Genomic DNA, 22,740 nt, shown 5'->3' with positions numbered 1-22,740 from the left:
AAATGAAAAATTATAAAATATTTACAGCAATTCTTTTATTAACGCTCTTCTCTGTTTCTTGTAAAAAAGATTATTTAGAACGTACCCCGGGGGTTGCCATTAGTGAGGATGATATTTTTGCAGATCCGGCACTGGCCGCAAGATTTGCCGACAACGCTTACAACTATGTCATTACCAAATATGTACGTTTTAACGATCATCGTGGTTGTACCGCACAGGCTTCAGATGAGGCCGTTTCAGGCAACTCCGAAGGCTCGGTAACTTCTTTAAACAGAGGTTTGTACCATGATCATTCTAACGGCCCGTCGTTAAACGATATTTATGGCGTATGGAAACTGATGTATGCAGGCATTGCAGTAGAAAATAAAATGCTGGCCAGGATAGGTGAAGTACCTCCATCTCCAAATGCTTCCGTTACGATTTTTGATGCCAAACGTGTAGAGGGCGAAATGCGGTTTCTGCGTGCATTATCTTATTTCGAGCTGACCAAAAGATTTGGTGGTGTACCCATTATCGATAAAGTTTATGAGGTAACCGACGATCTGAACAGTATTCCAAGAAGTTCTTTTGCCCAGGTAACCGATTTTATCTTAAAAGATATTGAAGTTGCCCTTACTAAACTCGGAACTGATGCTGATTATGGTGCATCTAATTATGGCCGCCCGACACTGGGTGCTGCACTGGCTTTAAAAGCACGCGTATTATTATATGCAGCCAGTCCGCTAAACAATCCAAACAACGATAAAACCAAATGGCAGGCTGCTGCTACTGCTGCCGCTGAGGTAATGAAAGGTGTTGATGGTTTGGCTAAACAAGCTTATTCGCTGCAGGATAATTATGGAGACCTGTTGAATCTCCCAAACTCCCCAGAATACATCATGATGAGGATTAAAGGGCCAACTCCTTTGGCTGGCGAAATGATGCAGGATTTTTCAATGTCGCCAGGTTCTGGTGGTGCACAGGGACAGATGAATCCTACTCAAAACCACGTAGATATGTACGAAATGGCCAATGGTAAAGCCATAACCGATCCTACTTCCGGTTACGATCCGAAAAACCCTTATTTAAACCGCGAATCACGATTTTATAACAATATTATTTATAACGACTTAGCATGGCAGGGAAGAAAAATAGAAATGTGGACCTCAACAGATGCCAGTGGTAAAGTTTCATATGGTAAAGATTACAGTACAACCATTACCTATACCGCAACACGTTACTATTGCAAAAAATACTGGCCGGAGGTTTACCGTACGGTTGGCGGAAGTACAACATTATTAAATTACCTGTATTTCCGTTATGGTGAAATATTGCTGAACTATGCCGAAGCACAGAATGAAGCAACCGGACCAGATGCCAGTGTTTATGCACAGCTTGTGGCATTGCGTAAACGTGCAAAGATTGCCCCGGGTACTGGTACATATGGTTATGGATTAAAAGACAACATGACCCAGGATGAAATGCGCATAGCAATCAGGCATGAACGCGCTATTGAGCTGGCTTTCGAAGATCACCGCTGGTATGATATTATGCGTTGGAAAATCGGTGCACAAACAATCGCTGTTCCGATGAAAGGCATGGACGTAGTAAAGAATACCAATGGTAGCTTTACCTATACGCCGATAGTGCTTGGTCCAACCTTCCAAAAAAGCTGGACAGAGGCACAAAATCTTTACCCGATCCCCAGAGCAGAGATTTACAAAAGTAAAGGTGCTTTAACCCAAAATCCGGGCTGGGAATAGTTGATTAATCATAACGCTAAAAGATTTTCAAAATGAAATTTATAAAATCAAAATATATTATATGTCTCTTATTCATGATGGCAGGAATGCTGAGTGTTTACGGGCAAAAACCTGATGAAAGTTTAACCATAACCGGTAAAGTTGTAGATCAGGATAAAAAACCGTTGCCTGGTGTAGCCATTTCCATTCAGGAAGATAAAAGCAATAAAGCGGTTTCTACAGCGACAGATGGTACCTTTTCTATCGATGCATCCAGCAGCGATGTATTGGTATTTAAGTTTGTTGGCTACGGAACCATATTAAAGCCTGCAGCTGAGGTGAGTAAAGGCGATGTGGTGTTAACCAAATCTTTGGTTGATGCCGGAGATGATGATCTGGTATATATCCCTTTTGGGGTAAGAAAAAGGAGAGAGGTTACCGCAACTATCAGTACCATCAAAGCAGAAAATCTGCCTCAGATCCCCTCATCTTCCTTAACTAATGTTTTTACCGGTCGTTTAGCAGGGTTAGCCGTATATCCAAGTGGCTCACAGCAGCCGGGATACGATGCCTCGAGTTTTTTAGTTCGGGGTCGCTCATCTTATAACAGTAACCAGGAACCTTTGGTTATCGTTGATGGTATAGAGAGGGACTTCACCTCTATGGATTTAAATGAAATTGAAAGTGTTAGTGTATTAAAAGATGCAGCTACTTTGGCATGGTACGGGATGTACGGTGGTAACGGTGTAATTTATGTTAAAACCCGCCGTGGTAGTGCAACTTCTACAAAGGTAACCTTCGATGCCCAGGCCGGTATACAGGCCCCGTTACAGATTACAGCACCTTTAGATGCTTACTCTTATGCTACACTTTATAACGAAGCCGCTATTAACAGTGGTGGTACAGCAGTTTACGGACCTGCAGCTTTACAGGCATACCAGGATGGTTCTGACCCGATAAAATATCCAAATAACAATTTTGTAAGAGATTTTATCAAAAAAGTAGCACCAACACAGCGTTATGTAGCTTCGGTAACCGGTGGTAATGCTTTTATTAAATATTATACTGTATTAAGTGCTTATCAACAGGGAGGCTTGTATAAAGGCGGTCATAGTGAAACTTATGATGCAAATACCGATTTTAGCCGTTATAACCTCCGTACCAATTTAGACCTGCATGTAAACAAAAATTTAGATGTAGCTTTAGATATTGGCGGTAGAATTACAAACCTTACCTTTCCTAATGCAGGTACCGGCACTTTTTTAACCGCAGTATATTCTACTCCCGCAAATGCTTTCCCTATTTTAAATCCTAACGGATCCTATGGAGGAACATCGGTTTACCAGCAAAGTAACCCATTGGCCATGTTGCAATCAAGGGGTGCAAGTACTGATTTAATGCGAAATATGATTGCAACCATTAGTGCACGTCAAAAAATGGACGGTATTTTGAAAGGTTTATCAGGCGAGGTTTTTTATGCTTATGATATTGCCGGTTTATACCGCTCTGGTTTTGCAGAAACCTATGCAACTGCAGTGCTGAATGCAGACGGTACTTATTCGCCATTTGGTACAGCAAGTAAAGTAAACTATCAAGGCAATGCATTTTCTGGCAATGTTAAAAAAAGTGAGTTTTGGGCAGGTTTAGATTATAACCGTACTTTCGGTAAACACGATATCAAATTCTCTACAAGGGTGTCGAGGGCAAACTTATCATCATTCGGAAGTCTTGATGTGCGCAGAGAAGGTTGGTCTAACCGTTTGTCATACAATTTTATACAACGTTATTTTGTTGATGTAACCGCTAATTATTCTGGATCTGAAAATTTTGCGCCTGGTAAAAGATATGGTTTCTTTCCGGCAGCATCAGCAGGATGGATCATCTCTGATGAAAATTTCATGAAAGGATCCGGGAATTTCTTAGACCTGTTAAAAATCAGGGGCTCTTATGGTTTGGTGGGTAACGATGCCATTGGTTCGGCCAGAAGATTTGCATTTAACGATTTCTATAGCAGAAGTACAACTGGCTACAATTTCGGTACGGCTTTTACAGGTGTAACCGGTACTGGTCAGCTGGCTTTGGCCAATCCTGATTTAACATGGGAGAAAGCTTACAAAACCAGCATTGGTTTTGATGCCAGGCTATTTAAACAATCATTATCAATCAGCGCCGATTACTTTTATGAAGACAGGAAAGATTTAACTACCGCTTCATTATTGCCAAGTTTACTTGGCCAGAGCTTAATTTACGTTAATGAGGGAGAAGCCGAATACAAAGGTTTCGAAACCGGCGTAAACTATAATAAAAAAATAGGAGATGTAAACCTGAACGTTTTTGGAAACTTTACCTATAACGTAAGTAAAATCCTTGCCATAAACGAAGGTGCTGGTTTACCCTCTTATCAAAAACAATTGGGCCACCCAATTTCGAGTGTAATTTCGCCTGCGGCAACCGCAACTACTGGGGCTGGCTATATCTCAACCATGTTAATCTCCAATGGGATCTTCCAATCGCAGGCAGAGATCGATGCTTCACCAAAACAGATGTTATCAGGTTCTGTAAAACCAGGTGATATCAAATATGTAGATCAGAATGGTGATGGTTTGATTAACGATCTTGATAGGGTAAGAACCGATTTCAACTTTGTGCCAAAAGCTTTCTTTGGTTTTGGTGCTTCGGTATCCGTTAAAAATTTCGACCTTAATTTCTTGTTCCAAGGTACAAGTGGCCGTTCTATTACTATTCAGAACCTGGTTAACTCGGGTAATGCCAATAATGGTTACCTGAGTCAATTTAGTGTAGATAGATGGACTCCAAGTAACCCCGGTGCACCTTATCCGAGGTTATTATTAACTGATAGGGGAAACAACACGGCCAATTCTGATTTCTGGATCCGCTCCGGCGATTACATCAGGTTAAAAAATGTTGAACTGGGTTATTCATTATCCCCGGCATTTATCAAAAGGTTAAAAATCTCTCAACTCCGTTTTTATGTGGGAGGCTTAAACCTGTTAACCTTTGATAAACTTGGCGATTTACCAATCGATCCGGAATTGCCTGAATCAGGATACAATGCTTCATATCCTTATATGAAAATTTATTCCCTGGGCTTGAACCTGAAATTTTAAAAGATAAGGCAATGAAACATCATGGTTTTACAACTTTCTAATAGATATGCTTAAAATCACGATCGCTTCATCACCGTTGAAATAAATAAAAAAAGATGAAAAAAAATATATTTTATCCAATCCTGGCCTTTGTACTTTTACTGGTTGCAGGGTGTAAAAAAGATGACTTTCTTCAAGATGGATCTTTTAGCGGGACTAACGATATTACTGAGGCACAGTTGTGGGCCAATCCTGATTATGCAAGAAATTTCCTGAACAATGTATATTCTGTTGTTTCAGACCGGTATAATTTAGGCGATGGCGCCTTGTTGGCCTCCGGAACAGACGAAGCGGTGAATTCCAACCTCAATGCGTCGATTTCTACCATAAATAATGGCACCTGGAGCCCGGTTAGAACCTTTGATGATGTTTACGTAGATATGTATGTAGGCATTAGAAAAGCCAATATGTTCCTCGAAAAGATCGATGCTGCTGCAATTGTTCCGATTGATGAAGTTTTGCCTGCTAACGTAGCCGAAAACCAGACTTTAGCCTCCCAAATTGAGCGCTTAAAAGGACAGGCTTATTTTTTAAGGGCATTTTTCGAATTCGAACTGCTCAAGCGTTACGGTAGCTTCGCCATTGTAACCAAAACCTTAACCATTAACGACAAACTGGATGTACCAAGAAATACTTTCGATCAATGTGTGGCTCAGATTTCAGCAGATTGCGAAAGCGCTATATCCCTGTTACCCCTTTCGCCCTCTGAGTGGAATACTACCAACAGAGGCAGGGCCACAAAAACCTCAGCAATGGCACTTAAATCGAGAATGTTATTGTATGCAGCCAGTCCGCAATATAACCCAACAAACGATGTTACCAAATGGCAGGCTGCGCTTGATGCAGCTAAAAGGGTGATGGATACCGGTAAACATGGAATTTACTCTTCTTATCCAAATATTTGGTTGTGGAATGTATCGGGAGCAGCCTATAACACCGAAGTGATTTTTGCAACACAAACGCTCAATACCAATTCAATCGAAAGCACAAATGCACCTGTAAGTTACGATGGTGCAACCGGCCGTACAAACCCGACCCAGGAAATGGTTGATGCCTTTGAAATGAAAACAACAGGTAGGCCAATTACTGATGCTGCATCAGGTTATTCCGCAACAGCACCATATACCAACCGCGATCCACGTTTAAACTTTGCGGTAATGTACAATGGTTCCACTTTTAAAAGTAAACCTGTTGAGACTTTTGTGGGCGGTAAAGATGGTTTAGGATTAAATGTTAATGCCACTAAAACGGGATATTATATGCGTAAGTATTTAAGTGAAAGTGCCGTTTGGGCAGGTACAGCGACAAATATCCGTCGCCCTTGGATTTTGTTCAGGTATGCAGAAATACTTTTAAATTATGCTGAAGCCGTAAATGAAGTGCAGGGAGTAGCCGGGCAAACTGAAGTTTTAAGGGTTTTAAACCTGATCCGTGCCAGAACAGGCGTTGCCATGCCTGCATTGCAAACTACCAATGCTGCGGGTAACGGTTATGTAGCCCCTACAAAAGATGAATTGCGTAAAAGGATCCATAACGAGCGTAGGGTAGAGCTGTGTTTCGAAGAGCACCGCTTTTACGATGTACGCAGGTGGAAAGAAGGGGAAGCTACTTTTAATAAACCGGTTACGGGTATGCGCATTGTGCAGTTAACACCAACAACTTTTAGCTATACACCATTTACAGTAGAGAATAGGGTATTTGCTGTCAGAAATTACCTATATCCGATTTCTCAAACAGAATTAAACAAGGCACCGAATCTGGGTCAGAACCCTGGATATCAATAAAAACTAGATTTTGCTCAAATTTAGGCGGGCGGTGGAAACACCGTCCGTTAATTAATTGTTAGTTTTGGGAACGATCAATTAATTAATATTAAAACATAAGTTATGCTGAAAACAACCTATAGCGTATTTTTAATCTGCTTTTCGCTCCTTTCTTCAATCAGTTACGGTCAGGTTACTGCTATACAGAATATCCAGGGACGTAAAATCCAGAGCCTTAATGGCAAATGGAATTACATTATAGATCCTTACGAAAACGGTTATTACGATTACCGCCACGAACCTTTCGATCAATCGAAAACAGGCACCGGCGGTTATTTTGACGATAAGGTTCAGAAAGATAAATCAGAGCTGATTGAATACGAATTCGATCATTCGCCACAGATGAATGTACCCGGCGACTGGAATTCGCAATCCGAAAAACTTGAACTTTACGAGGGCAATATCTGGCTGCGCAGAAAGTTTGATGCTAAACCCGAAAAAGGCAAAAAATACTTCGTGTACTTCGGTGCGGTAAATTACGAAGCACATGTTTATCTTAACGGTAAAAAACTGGGCATACACAAAGGTGGTTTTACGCCTTTCCAGTTTGATGTAACCAATAATTTAAAAGCTGGCGAAAATTCGATTGTTCTTAAAGTCGATAATATCCGTAAGCAGGACGAAATCCCTACTGTAAATACCGATTGGTGGAATTATGGCGGCATTACCAGAGATGTTTTCCTGGCCGAATTCCCTGATCATTTTATTAATGATTATAAACTTCAACTCGTTAAAGGAAACAAAAACCTGTTAAATTTCTCTGTAAAACTGGCTGATGCAACTGCCGGACAGGAAATTACCTTATCTATTCCTGAATTAAAACTCGAAAAGAAATATAAAACGGATGCAGAAGGTAAAATTGCCGATGAATTTACCTGGAACAACCTCAGCTTATGGTCGCCCGAAAACCCAAAACTATATGCGGTAAATATTAAAACCGACAAAGAAAATATTAACGATAAAATCGGTTTCAGAACCATTCAGGTGGATGGCGACAGCATTTTGCTTAATGGTAAATCTGTCTTCCTTCGCGGAATTTCGATTCACGATGAGAATCCATTGTTGGCTGGTCGTTTACGTTCAGAAGGCGATATGCGCATGATGCTGCAATGGGCAAAAGATATGAACTGTAATTATGTTCGTTTGGCACATTATCCGCACAATGAAGAAATGATCCGTTTGGCCGACGAAATGGGCTTACTGGTTTGGGCCGAGGTTCCGGTTTACTGGACCATCAGCTGGACAAATCCTGCAACCTATGCCAATGCGAAGCAACAACTTACTGATTTAATTGTACGCGATAAAAACAGGGCAAGTGTAATTGTTTGGTCAATCGGTAACGAAACGCCATTAAGCGATGCCCGTTTAAGCTTTATGAGCAACCTGGCAGAAACTGCACGCTCTCTAGACGATACCCGTTTGGTAGCTGCAGCATTGGAAGTTCACCGCGAAGGAAACAACATCATTTTGAACGATCCCCTGGGCGAAAAAATTGATCTCGTAAGTTTTAACGAGTATGCAGGCTGGTACTGGGGTGGCACACCTTCAGAAATCACCAAATATAATTTCGATATCAAGTATAAAAAACCAGTAGTCATTACCGAATTCGGTGGCGATGCCCTTGGTGGTTTCCATGCCGACGAAAATACCCGCTGGAGTGAAGAATATCAAGAAGCCCTGTATAAAAACCAGATTACCCTATTGAGTAAAATTGGTGCATTACGCGGTATGACGCCCTGGATTTTAACCGATTTCAGGTCGCCGAGAAGACAACACCCTATCTATCAGAATTTCTGGAACCGTAAAGGATTAATCAGCGAAACAGGCAAGAAAAAGAAAGCCTATTATGTGCTGAAAGAATTTTACGACCAGATGCAGGTCAAATACAAATAGCATGATAAACAGATTAAAGAAAATTGGTTTTGCTTCGAAATTAATACTTTCGTTGTCGCTGTTAAGCATCTCCTGCGCCAAGTCGGAGAGTACCAGCATCGATCCTGGTATGGTTGTTCCAAATCATGGTGTCGACGAGGTAACCTTACAAAAAAACATGCCTTTCCCGATGGGAGCAGCTGTTAACGTAAGTCTTTTAAAAAGTAATGCCAATTACCGCAATCTGGTAATCAAAGAATTTAATAGTGTTACGGCAGAAAATGCCATGAAATTTGCAGCTGTACATCCGGCAAAAGATACCTATACCTGGAGCGATGCTGATTACGTGGTTGATTTTGCCGTAGCCAATGGAAAAAGAATCCACGGACATACCTTAAACTGGTATAAATCATTGCCTGATTGGGTAAATAATTTCCAGGGAAGCACAGCTGATTGGGAGAATCTCCTGAAAACCCATATTCAAACCGTTGTCGGGCATTTCAAAGGCAAAGTAACTTCATGGGATGTAGTAAACGAAGCCGTTAACGAGGATGGTACCTTACGCAACAGCATCTGGCTTCAAAAATTAGGTCCCGATTATATCGGCAGGGCATTTCAGTATGCGCATGAAGCAGATCCCAATGCCTTACTTTTTTACAATGATTACGGCCACGAATTTGGCCCCACCAAGCGTACAGCGATTTTGAACCTCGTTACCAGTCTTAAAAACAAAGGCATCCCGATTGATGGCATTGGCATACAAATGCATACCCGCGTAACCCAAACTGATGCCAATTTAACTGCTGCCATTACAACTGCGGCTGCCACCGGCTTAAAAATCCACATTTCTGAAATCGATATTGCCCTGAACCCTGATAATATACAATCAATAACTTATACTACGGCGCTGGGTGAGGAGCAGGCAGCAAAATATAAAACCATTGTTAAAGCTTATCATGCCATTCCAAAAAGTCAGCAGTACGGAATTACCCAATGGAATGTAACCGATGCCGATAGCTGGATACCATCAAACTACAACCGTCCCGATTGGCCATTGCCTTTCGATGCGCAATATCAACGAAAAGCAGCTTACCAGGCCATTTTAGATGGCGTTAAATAGTATAAAATACCAATATGAAAAGATACTTACCATTAGCCTTAATTTTAGGGATATCCATTTCCGCTTCGGCACAGGATAAAAAGATCGAAAAGAAAATTGATTCGGTTTTAAAACTGATGACCCTGGACGAAAAAATCGGTCAGTTAAACCAATATACCGGCGATCGGGATGCAACCGGACCGATAACCAATAATCCGAATAAGTTAAAAGATATCCGTGATGGTAAACTGGGTTCAATGCTTAATGTGCGTGGTGCCAAAGAAACCCGCGAAGTACAGGAAGTAGCCATGCAATCGCGGATGAAAATTCCTTTGATTTTCGGTTTAGATGTCATCCATGGTTATCGTGTTACCTTTCCCATTCCTTTGGCCGAAGCAGCCAGCTGGGATCTGGCTGAGATAGAAAATGGTGCAAGGGTTGCTGCACGCGAAACTGCCGCATCTGGTGTACACTGGACATTTGCGCCCATGGTTGATATTGCCCGCGATCCGCGTTGGGGGAGGGTAATGGAAGGTGCCGGGGAAGATACTTACTTAGGCTCTAAAATTGCTTTTGCACGAGTTAAAGGTTTCCAGGGCAAAGGTTTAGGTAATCTGGATGCTGTGATGGCCTGCGCGAAACATTTCGCCGCTTATGGAGCTGCCATTGCAGGCAGGGATTACAATGCGGTTGATATGAGCGAACATACGTTGTGGGAAACCTATCTGCCACCGTTTAAAGCCGCAGTTGATGCCGGTGCAGCCACTTTTATGAACTCGTTTAACACTTTAAATGGTATTCCGGCCACAGGCAACAGTTACCTGCAACGCGACATTTTAAAAGGACAATGGAAATACCAGGGTTTTGTGGTGAGCGATTGGGGATCGATAGGCGAGATGATTGCACATGGTTATGCAAAAGATAAAGAACAGGCTGCCGAACTGGCGATAAAAGCTGGTAGCGATATGGATATGGAAAGCAGAAGTTATCTGCCAAGCCTGGCCAAATTGGTTGCCGATAAAAAAGTACCTGTTGCTTTAATTGATGATGCAGTAAGAAGGGTTTTACGCAAGAAATTCGAGTTGGGTTTATTTGATGATCCATACCGTTTCAGTGATGTAGCACGTCAGGAAAAGGAGATCAATTCTGCCGAAAACAGGAAAGCTTCTTTAACCATGGCTGAGAAAAGTATTGTGCTCTTGAAAAATGAGAAAGAAATTTTACCATTATCTAAAAACTTAAAAAAGATTGCGGTAATAGGTCCTTTGGGTAAATCAGAAAAAGATATGCAGGGTTTTTGGTCCATTGCCTGGGAAAAAGACAACCTGGTTTCACTTTATCAGGGTTTAAAAAATAAAGTAAGCAATCAAACCGAGCTTTTATACGCTAAAGGTTGCGAACTGGCCGATTCTTCGAAAGCTGGCTTCGCTGAGGCGGTAGCAGTAGCAAAACAAGCTGATGTAGTGGTAATGGCTGTTGGTGAAGCCTTTGATATGAGTGGCGAGGCAAAAAGCAGGGCAAATATCCACATCCCTGGCGTACAGGAAGACTTAATCAAGGCCATTCAGGCTACCGGTAAACCCGTTGTGGTTCTGGTAATGGCTGGCCGTCCGTTAATTTTTAACTGGACAGCCGATAACGTTCCTGCCATTATGTACACCTGGTGGTTGGGAAGCGAGGCGGGTAATGCAATGGCCAATGTGCTTTATGGCGATTATAATCCGTCTGGTAAATTACCGATGACGTTCCCAAGAGATGAAGGACAGATTCCTTTGTATTATAATTATTTAAGTACTGGGCGCCCGGCTAAAAACGATAAAGATACACGTTACCGTTCTGCTTATTTAGATATGCCGAACAGTCCGAAATTTGCATTTGGTTATGGTTTGAGTTATACCAATTTCGATTATACTGATTTGGTGGTAAGCAAAACACAGATCAAACCGGATGAGAAAATGACCGTAAGTTTTACTTTAAAAAATACCGGTAAATATGCTGGCGAAGAGGTCGTTCAGCTGTACCTGCAGGATAAGTTTGCTTCGGTGGTACGTCCGGTTAAAGAACTGAAAGATTTCCAGAAAGTAATGCTAAAAGCAGGAGAGAGCAAAACCATTACGTTCACCATTGATAAAGAAAAACTTTCTTTTTACAATCAGCAGCTTAAATGGGGTGCCGAAGCAGGCGATTTTAAATTAATGATCGGAACAGCCTCAAACAACATTAAACTGGAAAAAGATTTTACCTTGTTGTAGCCACGGAGACATAGTACAATAAAAGCCGTCATCTCGACTGGAGTGTAGTACCGAATATTCGGGAGAGAGATTTATTAAATAGATTTCTCGGCTACGTTGCACTCCGCTCGAAATGACGACACCGAATTGGAACTTTGCAAAAAAAATAAACAAATAATTCGTGGAGACACGAACCATTACGATGCATAGCATAACTTTTCGTGCCCTCGGTGCATCCGTGGCAAAAAAAATAGTCAGCCACGGAGACACAGAAACACAGAGGAGTTGTATAAACAATAAAAAATAAACAAATGGTTCGTGGCGACACGAACCATGACGATATAGAATGTAAAAAATGTAAATGGTCTGTGGGGACACAGACCATGGAGACTTTGTGTCTTTGTGCCTTCGTGGTCAAAAAAACACCGTGGCAACACGAACCAGATAACCTGAGAAAAAAACTAAACGAATGTTAAAAGCGAAATCACTTTTATTACTACTTATTGCAACGGCTACAGGCTTAACCAGCTTTGCCCAGGATGCAGGCCGGAAAACCATCAGCCTGAACGATCAATGGGAATTTAACAAAGAAAACGGACCGGTTGAAAAGGTAACTATCCCACATACCTGGAACGATAGAGATGTGTTGGATGATGCAGCTGGTTATTACCGTGGTTTGGGTATTTATAAACGTAAATTAAAACTCGACGAAACTGCAAAAGGAAAAAACATTTTTTTGGTTTTTAATGGTGTGGCGCAGGAAGCCGAAGTATTGGTTAACGGTAAATCTGCTGTTAAACACATCGGCAGTTATACCCGTTTTATCGTTCCCATTTCTCCCTATTTAAATTATAAGGATGATGTTATTGAAGTAAGAGCAAATAATCGCTTTAATGAAGATATTCCTCCTTTAACTGCCGATTTTACCTTTTTTGGTGGCTTATACAGAAATGTAACGCTATTAATTACCAACCCCGTTCATTTTTCGCAAAAAGAAAACGGAAGCAATGGCATTTTCATCACTACGCCTCAGGTTTCGGCTTCAACGGCTACTGTACAGGTTAAAAGTTTAATCGATAATGCGTCGGCAGTTAACCAAAAAGTACAAGTTGTTACCACGATTTTCGATGCGAAAGGCACTACCGTTAGCAATCAAACTACTGCTGTAAATATCAATAAAGGTAGTAATATGGTGGTGGTTCAGGACATTAAATCCATTCAGAAACCCCAATTATGGTCGCCGGAAAATCCTTATCTGTACCGTGTGGTGACCAAAATTATTGACTCAAAAACCAAATCCGTCATCGATCAGGTTTCCAATCCATTGGGTTTCCGCTGGTTTAAATTTGATGCCGAAAAAGGATTTTTCTTAAACGATAAAGCCGTAAAAATAATCGGTGCAAGCCGTCACCAGGACTACGAAAACAGGGGCAATGCTACTCCTGATGCTTTGCAGATCAGGGATATCGAGCTGCTTAAAGCCATGGGAGGCAACTTTTTAAGGGTAGCGCATTATCCGCAAGATCCGCAGATTTTAGAAGCCTGCGACCGCCTGGGTATTTTGGCTTCGGTAGAAATCCCGGTGGTAAATACCATCACCGAAACAGAGGCTTTTACCAACAATTGTTTGAACATGCAGACAGAAATGATCCAACAGAATTTCAATCACCCCAGTATCATCATCTGGGCTTACATGAACGAGATTTTGTTACGTTTAAAATTCTCGAATGATAAGCCCCGCCAGCAGGTTTATTTTGATCATGTACGCCAACTGGCCCAAAAACTGGATAGTTTAACCCGTAAACTGGATCCTTCCAGATACACCCTGTTGGTTAATCACGGTGCCTGGGATATTTATAACAAAGTGGGTTTAACCAAAATCCCGATGATTGTTGGCTGGAATTTATACTCAGGCTGGTATTCGGGCGTTCCGGAAGATTTCGGGAAATTTTTAGACCGCCACCATAAAGAATTGCCCACTACACCTTTTATGGTTACCGAATATGGTGCTGATGCCGATCCGCGGATTCGTTCGTTTTCGCCTATCCGTTTCGATAAAAGTGTAGAGTACGGCATTAAATTTAACCAGGTTTATTTAAATGCCATGTTGAGCAGGCCTTTTGTAGCCGGTGGTGAAGCCTGGAATTTAGCCGATTTCAACTCCGAAACCCGCGAAGAAACCATGCCACATATCAATAATAAAGGGCTGTTAACCATTGGTCGCGAGCCAAAAGACACTTATTTCCTTTATCAGGCTTATTTACTGGGCAAACCATACCTGAAAATTACTTCGGCGCAATGGAAAGATAGAACAGGAACTGCAGATTCTGCCGCTTTAACGAGCACGCAGCCGGTTCAGGTTGCTACAAACCAAAAATCAGCCGAACTTTTTCTGAATGGTAAAAGTTTGGGTGTAAAAGATGCTGTAGATCATATTATCGACTGGCAGGTGCCGTTTATTAATGGCAAAAATCAGTTGCGTGTGGTTTCTGGCGATCAGAGCGACCAGGCCGATATCAATTTTCAGTTACAACCATATAAATTTAAGGATGCCAATATTCCTTTTAAAAACATTAACATCCTTCTAGGATCCAAACGTTTTTATATCGATGAAAAAGAACATCAGCTTTGGATGCCCGATCAGCCTTATAAAGCTGGTGCATGGGGCTGGATAGGTGGCGATCCTTACAAGGGAACCAATAACCGCATTACCTATGGCAGCGACAAAAATATTTTAGGTACCGATAACGATCCTGTTTTTCAAACCCAGCAGGTAGGTATTAAACAGTTTAAATTCGATGTTCCCGATGGTGAATACGAACTGGCACTTTACTTTGCCGAGCTGGTTGGTGGCGAAACCAAAGAAGCTTTGGCTTATAACCTGGATAACAACCATAAAAAAGAAGTAGAAGAGCAGCGCATTTTTGATGTTTCGATTAATGGAACAGCATTTTTGCCAAAACTGAACCTCGCTGCTGATTTTGGTTACACCACAGCGGTTAAAAAAACAACCAGGATCACGGTACAAAATGGTAAAGGCATTTCAATTGATTTTAATGCGATCGAGGGTAAGCCGGTTTTAAATGCTGTTCAGCTTAGAAAAATTTACTAATCCTTAAAATAAAATGAACCAGCTACCGCTCCGTATTTTATCCATCGATGTTTTAAGGGCCATCACCATGTTTCTGATGATCTTTGTAAACGATGTTGCAGGTGTAAAACATATTCCTGAATGGATAGAACATGCACCCGCTGATGCCGACCGGATGGGATTTTCGGACCTTATTTTTCCGGCTTTTTTATTTATCGTTGGACTTTCACTGCCATTTGCCATTCAGAGCCGAAAAGATAAAGGTGCCGGTTTGCTCTCTGTTTCGGGTTACATTGCCTTAAGGGCATTTGCCTTAATTGTGATGGGCTTTTTTCATGTTAATTTAGAAAATTACGACGGGCAATCTGCTTTGTTATCCTATTCGGTTTACACCATTCTCATTACGATTGGTTTCTTCCTCGTGTGGCTTGATTATCCTTCAACGCTCTCCAAAGTAAAAAAGAATGGGTTTATCGTCCTCGGCATCGTATTAATTGCAGTATTGGCATTGCTTTATAAAGGTGGTTCGGCAGAAAAACCTGAAACTTTAAAACCACACTGGTGGGGAATTCTTGGGATTATCGGCTGGGCTTATCTTGTTTCGGCTTTCGTATATCTTTTTTCAAAAGGAAATATTTTGGTACTTATGCTGGCCTTTGTCGCATTTGCCGCCATCAACATTACTTCGCATATGGGTATTTTTCAACACCACTTATGGATCATTGGAGATGCTTCTTCCATTACGCTGATGATGGGCGGTGCACTGGTTACCTCGATGTATAAAAAACTGATCGGTAATAAAAAATACCTCGATTTCTGGATCATGATTATATTTTATGGTTTGTTATCCTTTGCTTTTGGCATGTTTATCAGGCCGTATGCTGGAGGGATTTCTAAAATTTATGCTACTCCGGCGTGGGTATTTGTATGCATGGGCATTACCATTCTGGTTTTCGCATTGTTGATTTATATTGTTGATGTAAAACATAAAAAAGACTGGTTTAAAATCATTAAACCTGCTGGTACCAGTACCCTAACCTGTTACCTTATCCCATATTTATTATACTCGCTTTTCCATTTAGTCCATTTCCACTTCCCACATTTCCTGAGTTCGGGCATTGGTGGCATTATCAGGTCCTTTTTTATTTCCTTTTTGGTTATTGGGATTGTGTACTTTTTAGAAAAGAAAAAATTACGGTTAAAAGTTTAATTTCAAGATACATGTTAAAGTTAGTTAGATACCTTTTTTTATTTATTGTGCTGATATGTAGTCAGTTGTTGTTTGCTCAGCAATCTGTTCGTTTAAACAATAATTGGGAGTTTGTAAAACAAGATCTCGGTGGCGTTTGGGAAGCTGTGCGCCCTGTTGGCGTGGGCAATCCTGAGGCTGTACCACTCTGGCAGAAAGTAACGTTGCCACATTGCGTAAATGCAGAAGATGCGGTTGATCCTGATGTAAACTATTATCAGGGACCGGCCTGGTACCGGACACAGCTTAAAATTGATAATCCTTACCAAAGCGGGAGAACTATTTTGCATTTCGAAGGCGCCGGACAAAAAACAGAAGTTTACGTGTATACCACCAAAGTAGGTACGCATGTTGGCGGGTACGACGAATGGACGGTTGATATTACGGATGCTGTAGCCGCTTTCAAAAAAACGGATGTTTATCAAAAACAGTTTAAAGGTAAAGTGCCGTTGTCAGTAAGAACCGATAATTCAAGAGACCTCGAAATGATCCCTTCTGATTTATCTGATTTTAATATTTATGGTGGCATTTACCGCTATTTAAATTTGGTTTATGCGCCTTCACTTTCAGTCGATAAAATGTTTGCCAAGGCTGAAGTAGATGCGCAGGGCAAATTGGGTAAATTGAATGTTAAAACCCGTTTATATAATCCTTCGGGCATTAACGACGCCATTGTGCAGCTTAAACTGGTTGATGCTGCTGGTAAAACTGTAGCCAAAACAGAGAAAAAACTTAGTAGTTTAACTACCGATATCGATTTATGGTCGGTAGAAGTGAAAAAACCGCAATTATGGTCAACCGATAAACCTCTTCAGTATACCTTACAATATGAAGTAATCGCTTCAACAGGAAATTACAAAGGAGAAGAAAAAATTGGTTTCCGCCATATCGAATTTGTGGAGAAAGGACCATTTAACCTCAACGGAAAACGTTTACTGTTACGCGGAACGCACCGCCACGAAGACCACACAGGTGTTGGTGCGGCGATGACGGAAGGTATGATCCGCCAGGAGATGCAGATGATGAAAGATATGGGCGTTAATTTTATCCGTTTGGGGCATTATCAGCAATCTCGTATCGTGTTAAACCTTTGCGATAGTCTGGGTATATTGGTTTGGGAAGAAATTCCATGGTGCCGTGGCGGTTTAGGCGGCGATATTTACAAACAACAGGCAAAAAGAATGCTCACCAATATGGTTGAGCAGCACTATAACCATCCTGCCATTATTATTTGGGGCCTCGGCAACGAAAACGACTGGCCGGGCGATTTCCCGGAATTTGATAAGGAAAAAATCAGGACTTTTATGAAAGAACTGAACGATCTTTCACACCAATTGGATCAATCGCGTTATACTGCCATCCGCCGTTGCGATTTCTGCAGCGACATTGTAGATGTGTATTCACCATCTATATGGGCGGGTTGGTACCGCGGTGCATATACCGATTATAAAAAAGCATCAGAAGATGAGTTTGCCAAAGTTAAACGCTTTTTGCACGTAGAGTGGGGCGGTGATAGCCACGCCTTGCGTCATTCAGAAAACCCGGATAAAGCTTTAAGCAAAATCAAAACGGGTGGAAGTGTCGATGAAAGGGCAGGTGATGCCTCATTGTACGGCGGAGCAGCAAGGATCTCTAAAGATGGCGACTGGAGCGAATCGTATATTGCCAATTTAATCGACTGGCATTTAAAAGAACAGGAAACCATGCCATGGTTAAGTGGCAGCGCTTATTGGCCTTTTAAGGATTTTTCTACCGCAATACGTCCCGATAACCCTGTGCCTTATATAAACCAGAAGGGGGTAGTAGAAAGGGATTTTACCAAAAAAGAATCTTACTATGTTTTCCAGTCATACTGGACGGAAAAACCGATGGTCCATATTTACGGACATACCTGGCCGGTACGCTGGGGTGATGAAGGCGAAGAAAAAATGGTTAAAATATATTCGAACTGCAGCGAAGCCGAAATTTTTCTGAATGGTAAAAGTTTTGGAAGCAAAAAACGCAACAGTCAGGATTACCCTGCGGCTGGCCTGCGCTGGAATCTTCCTTTTGTAAAAGGTGAAAATACCGTTAAAGTAATCGCTAAAAAAGGAAAAGAAACCGTAACTGACGAAATTAAATTTAACTACCAGACCGAAAAATGGACCAAACCTGCTAAATTGGAGCTAAAGAAAATTGATCAGCAGGATGATGTGGCCACCGTTGAAGTAAAGCTTTTTGATGACAAAGGCGTACAATGTTTAGATGCCATTAACTGGATTACCTTTGGTTTAACAGGGGATGGTAAATTGATTGATAATCAGGGCACTTCTTCCGGATCGCGTAAAGTACAGGCTTACAATGGAAGGGCCATTATTAAGGTGAAACTAAATAAAGGCCAGAGTGCAGTTTCCGTAAGTTCAGAAGGTTTAAAAACAGTTTTTACAAAATTATAACAGCTAACCAAGAAAAATATAAACCAATGAAAAAAATCATCCCTTATGCATTATTGCTGCTGCTCTGTTTTACAGGAACAGCCGATGCATCCTCAAAGCCCGGTCCGAAAGAAACGGATTTAAAAAAACAGGCAGAGGTGCTGTTAAAGAAGCAGATTTTGGCCGAGGCAGCCTGGGCCATGCAACAAAAACCCATTACGGTTACCGCTTCATCTTCGCCTCGAAGTGCGGGTGGAAAACATGATTTCTTCTCAGAAGCAGATTATTTCTGGCCTGATCCGCAAAACCCTGATGGCCCATATATCAACAGGGATGGAATGACCAATTCAGATAACTTTTTAGCTCACCGTAAAGCCATGGTGCGCTTCAGTAAAATTATTGGCGCTTTAGCCTCTGCTTACAAAATTACCGGCGACGAAAAATATGTGGTAGAAGCGGTTAAACATTTTCAGGCCTGGTTTATCAATTCAGAAACGCTGATGAATCCTAACCTGCTTTTTGCACAGGCCATAAAAGGACGCTTTACTGGTCGTAACTACGGTATTATCGATACCATCCACCTTATGGAAGTGGCACAGGGTGCCCTGGTGATGCAAAAGGCCAAAGCTTTCGATCCGGAAACGGCTAAAGGCGTTAAAAAATGGTTTGCCGATTATACGTTATGGTTAAATACGAGTAAACCAGGCATCCAGGAGAAAACCGTTAAAAACAACCATGCCACCTGCTGGGCCATGCAAGTGGCTTCGTTTGCTAAACTTTGTGGCGATGAAAACATGCTCGATTCTTTGCGTACCAGCTATAAAACTATTCTGTTGCCCAACCAGATGGGGGTTGATGGTAGTTTTCCGTTAGAAATTGCCCGTACAAAGCCTTATGGTTATTCGATCTTTAACCTTGATGCCATGACCATGCTCTGCCAGATTTTATCTACCCCAAAAGATAACCTTTGGAACTTTGAAACCACTGATGGTAAATCCATCAAAAAAGGAATCACTTATCTGTATCCGTTTATTGCCGATAAAAGCAAATGGACCTTGCAGCCCGATGTAATGTACTGGGAGAATTGGCCGGTTGCACAACCGTTTTTACTGTTTGGTGCAGTAGAGTTTAAACAGGCGAACTGGTACCAAACCTGGGCAAAATTAGACCACAAACCACAAGTAGAAGAAGTAATTAGAAATTTACCTATCCGTAACCCAATAATCTGGTTATAACATGAACATAAAATTAACCATCACGGCATTAAGTATGCTGTCTTTCAGTGTTGTTAAAGCACAGCAAGTTAATGTTGCAAAGGCTTTTGCATCAGCTGCCAAACAAACCGATGTACTCATTAAAAATGTAGATTCGGCCCGGAAATTAAAGCCAAATCTGGTTTCACCACGTACGGTAGAAAACGGCCAGTTTAAAATGGTAATTTCCAAAGATTGGACCAGTGGATTTTTCCCGGCAGAGCTTTGGTATTTCTATCAATATACCAAGGATAAAAAATGGCTTGAGCTGGCCAAAAAATATACCGAAGACATTAAAAAAGAACAATTTAATAAAGGAACACACGATCTGGGTTTCATGATCTATTGCCCTTTCGGTAACGGATACCGTTTAACCAATGATCCCGCTTACAAAGCAGTAATTATCCAGGCGGCAAAATCATTGTCGACCCGGTTTAATGCAACTGCAGGGGTAATCAAATCGTGGGACCACAACGGCGATAAATGGAAGTATCCGGTAATTATTGATAACATGATGAACCTTGAATTGTTATTTGAAACCACCAAATTAACAGGCGATTCATCTTTTTATAAAATTGCTGTAAAACATGCCAATACTACATTAAAAAACCATTTCAGACCTGATTTTAGCTCTTACCATGTGATTGATTATGATACTTTAACCGGCAATGTACGCCAGAAGGTAACTGCACAGGGTTATGCAAACGAATCGGCATGGGCACGTGGACAGGCCTGGGCATTATATGGTTATACCATGTGTTACCGCGAAACCAAAAACAAAACTTATCTGGCTCAGGCTGATGGTATTGCGGGTTTTATCTTAAACAGTAAAATAACCCCTGCAGATGGTATTCCATACTGGGATTATAATGATCCTAAAATTCCTGATGTTTCGCGTGATGCCTCTGCAGCTGCAATTACGGCTTCTGCACTTTACGAACTTGCAAAATACAGCCCTGCCAACAGTAAAAAATATAAAGCTGCTGCCGATAAAATTTTATATTCTCTAAGTACAAAATATACAAGCAAACCCGGCGATAACGACGGCTTTATTTTGGACCACAGCACAGGTCATCGTCCGGCCAAATCAGAAATTGATGTACCGATTAATTATGCAGATTATTATTACCTGGAAGCTTTGTTAAGAAGCAAAAAATAAAAATTTCGAATCTGAATGATTGTATTTCCTTAAATGATAATTGGTTATGTAAAAATGATCAAAAGTAGATTGAAATCGGTCTGTTAAATTTAAGATTTTATGGCCTGGATAAACGATTTATTCGCAAATTGGGCCACAAATAATATAAAAACAGCTTTACAAGGCTAAATCAAATAAATAATATTGTAATGAAACAAAATTTGAGCATCCTATTGGTTTTGGCAACTGCATTTACTGCGGCTGCACAGAACAAAAAAGCGGTTAAACCCGTACAGGCCTATACCGTTGCCAATAAAAAAGTAACCGTTTATACCACTGCCGAAAAATCAGAATACCGCATCAGTAAAACCGAAACCTTAAATTTCGTTGAGAATAAACAACCTTTTGAAACAGAGCCATGTATCTTTGTAGATCCTACGGTTAAATATCAAACTTTGGTTGGCATTGGTGGTGCACTTACTGATGCTTCTGCCGAAACATTTGCCAAGTTATCTAAAAAGAATCAGCAGGAACTTTTAACCGCTTATTACAGCCCGGATAAAGGTATTGGTTATACTTTGGCCCGTACCAATATTGCCAGCTGCGATTTCTCGAGCGGAAGTTACACCTACGTTCAGGATAATGATGCAGCCCTTAAAACCTTTAGCGTGGCACACGATGAGCAATTTAAAATCCCTTTGATTAAACAGGCTACAGCAGCAGCAGGTGGTAAACTTCCTTTGTTTGTAAGTCCCTGGTCGCCACCAGCCTGGATGAAAGATAATAACAGTTTGATTCAGGGCGGACATTTATTACCTGCCTTCCGTCAGAACTGGGCCAATCACTATGTGAAATTTATTAAAACTTACGAAGCGATGGGCATTCCGATCTGGGGTTTGAGTGTACAGAACGAGCCCATGGCTAAACAAAAATGGGAATCGTGTGTGTTTACCGCCGAAGAAGAACGCGATTTTATTAAAAATTTCTTAGGTCCAACTTTACAGAAATCAGGTCTTTCTTCAAAAAAACTAATTGCATGGGACCATAACCGCGATCAGATTTTTCAAAGGGCAAGTACTATTTTAAACGATAAAGATGCTGCCAAATATGTTTGGGGTATTGGTTTCCACTGGTACGAAACATGGACAGGCAGTGGCATGCAGTTTGGCAATGTAAAACAAACACATGAAGCTTATCCGGATAAAGCGCTCATTTTTACCGAAGGTTGCAAGGAAAAATACGATGTAAATAAACTGGACGACTGGACTTTGGGCGAGCGTTACGGTTACTCGATGATTAACGATTTTAATGCCGGTACAGCAGCATGGACAGATTGGAACATCCTTTTAGATGAAAAAGGCGGACCAAACCACGTGGGTAACTTTTGTTTCGCCCCTGTACATGCCGATACTAAAAATGATAAACTAATTTATACCAATGCTTATTATTACATGGGCCATTTCTCTAAATTCATCCGTCCGGGTGCTAAAAGGATTGGTGCTGCATCTAGTCGCGATAAACTCCAATCAACAGCCTTCTTAAATACCGATGGCAAACTGGTGGTAGTGGTAATGAACCAATCAGACGATAAATTAAAATACAGTTTATGGATTAAAGGCGAGGCTGCAACAACAACCAGCTTGCCGCACTCTATAACAACATTGGTAGTAGAATAACTTAAA

At 41.2% G+C, this 22,740-nt stretch carries 12 protein-coding genes; all 12 read left to right on the top strand.

The window, feature by feature from the left end; genetic code table 11:
- The first annotated feature begins 2 nt into the window (after window positions 1-2).
- The 12 genes from DRW42_RS02345 (at window position 3) to DRW42_RS02290 (ending at window position 22,734) form a co-directional block, all read left to right on the top strand.
- A complete protein-coding gene (locus DRW42_RS02345; protein ID WP_113947240.1) occupies window positions 3-1,742 on the top strand; it encodes a RagB/SusD family nutrient uptake outer membrane protein in 1,740 nt (579 codons plus the stop codon).
- A gap of 32 nt (window positions 1,743-1,774) precedes the next feature.
- Window positions 1,775-4,849, top strand: coding sequence for a SusC/RagA family TonB-linked outer membrane protein (locus tag DRW42_RS02340; protein ID WP_113947239.1), 3,075 nt, complete (start codon window positions 1,775-1,777; stop codon window positions 4,847-4,849).
- Window positions 4,850-4,944: 95 nt separating this feature from the next.
- A complete protein-coding gene (locus DRW42_RS02335; RefSeq protein ID WP_113947238.1) occupies window positions 4,945-6,672 on the top strand; it encodes a RagB/SusD family nutrient uptake outer membrane protein in 1,728 nt (575 codons plus the stop codon).
- A gap of 102 nt (window positions 6,673-6,774) precedes the next feature.
- Window positions 6,775-8,604, top strand: coding sequence for a glycoside hydrolase family 2 protein (locus tag DRW42_RS02330; protein ID WP_113947237.1), 1,830 nt, complete (start codon window positions 6,775-6,777; stop codon window positions 8,602-8,604).
- 1 nt (window position 8,605) lies between these two features.
- Entirely contained in the window at window positions 8,606-9,703 is a 1,098-nt protein-coding gene (locus tag DRW42_RS02325) for an endo-1,4-beta-xylanase (protein ID WP_113947236.1), read from the top strand.
- 14 nt (window positions 9,704-9,717) lie between these two features.
- Window positions 9,718-11,934, top strand: coding sequence for a glycoside hydrolase family 3 N-terminal domain-containing protein (locus DRW42_RS02320; RefSeq protein WP_113947235.1), 2,217 nt, complete (start codon window positions 9,718-9,720; stop codon window positions 11,932-11,934).
- A 448-nt stretch (window positions 11,935-12,382) separates the two neighbouring features.
- The gene (locus DRW42_RS02315; RefSeq protein WP_113947234.1) at window positions 12,383-15,025 is read left to right on the top strand and encodes a glycoside hydrolase family 2 TIM barrel-domain containing protein; all 2,643 of its coding nucleotides are present in this window, start codon (window positions 12,383-12,385) and stop codon (window positions 15,023-15,025) included.
- Window positions 15,026-15,038: 13 nt separating this feature from the next.
- Window positions 15,039-16,214: a heparan-alpha-glucosaminide N-acetyltransferase domain-containing protein gene (locus DRW42_RS02310; protein ID WP_113947233.1), complete on the top strand. Its 1,176-nt coding sequence runs from the start codon at window positions 15,039-15,041 to the stop codon at window positions 16,212-16,214.
- An 11-nt stretch (window positions 16,215-16,225) separates the two neighbouring features.
- Complete coding sequence (locus DRW42_RS02305) at window positions 16,226-18,688, top strand: glycoside hydrolase family 2 TIM barrel-domain containing protein (protein ID WP_113947232.1); 2,463 nt, start codon at window positions 16,226-16,228, stop codon at window positions 18,686-18,688.
- Window positions 18,689-18,714: 26 nt separating this feature from the next.
- Window positions 18,715-19,902, top strand: coding sequence for an alginate lyase family protein (locus tag DRW42_RS02300; protein ID WP_113947231.1), 1,188 nt, complete (start codon window positions 18,715-18,717; stop codon window positions 19,900-19,902).
- Window position 19,903: 1 nt separating this feature from the next.
- Window positions 19,904-21,079 (top strand): glycoside hydrolase family 88 protein, encoded by a 1,176-nt coding sequence (locus tag DRW42_RS02295; RefSeq protein ID WP_113947230.1) that lies wholly within the window; start codon window positions 19,904-19,906, stop codon window positions 21,077-21,079.
- Between the two features lie 188 nt (window positions 21,080-21,267).
- Window positions 21,268-22,734 carry a glycoside hydrolase family 30 protein gene (locus tag DRW42_RS02290; protein ID WP_113947229.1) on the top strand — a complete coding sequence of 489 codons (1,467 nt, stop codon included), beginning with the start codon at window positions 21,268-21,270 and terminating at the stop codon, window positions 22,732-22,734.
- Window positions 22,735-22,740: the final 6 nt, after the last annotated feature.

This window comes from Pedobacter miscanthi (genome assembly GCF_003315595.1).
GTDB classification, from domain to species: domain Bacteria; phylum Bacteroidota; class Bacteroidia; order Sphingobacteriales; family Sphingobacteriaceae; genus Pedobacter; species Pedobacter miscanthi.
The sequence above is the reverse complement of the archived record's forward strand: the minus strand, read 5'-3'. Positions and strand labels throughout refer to the sequence as shown.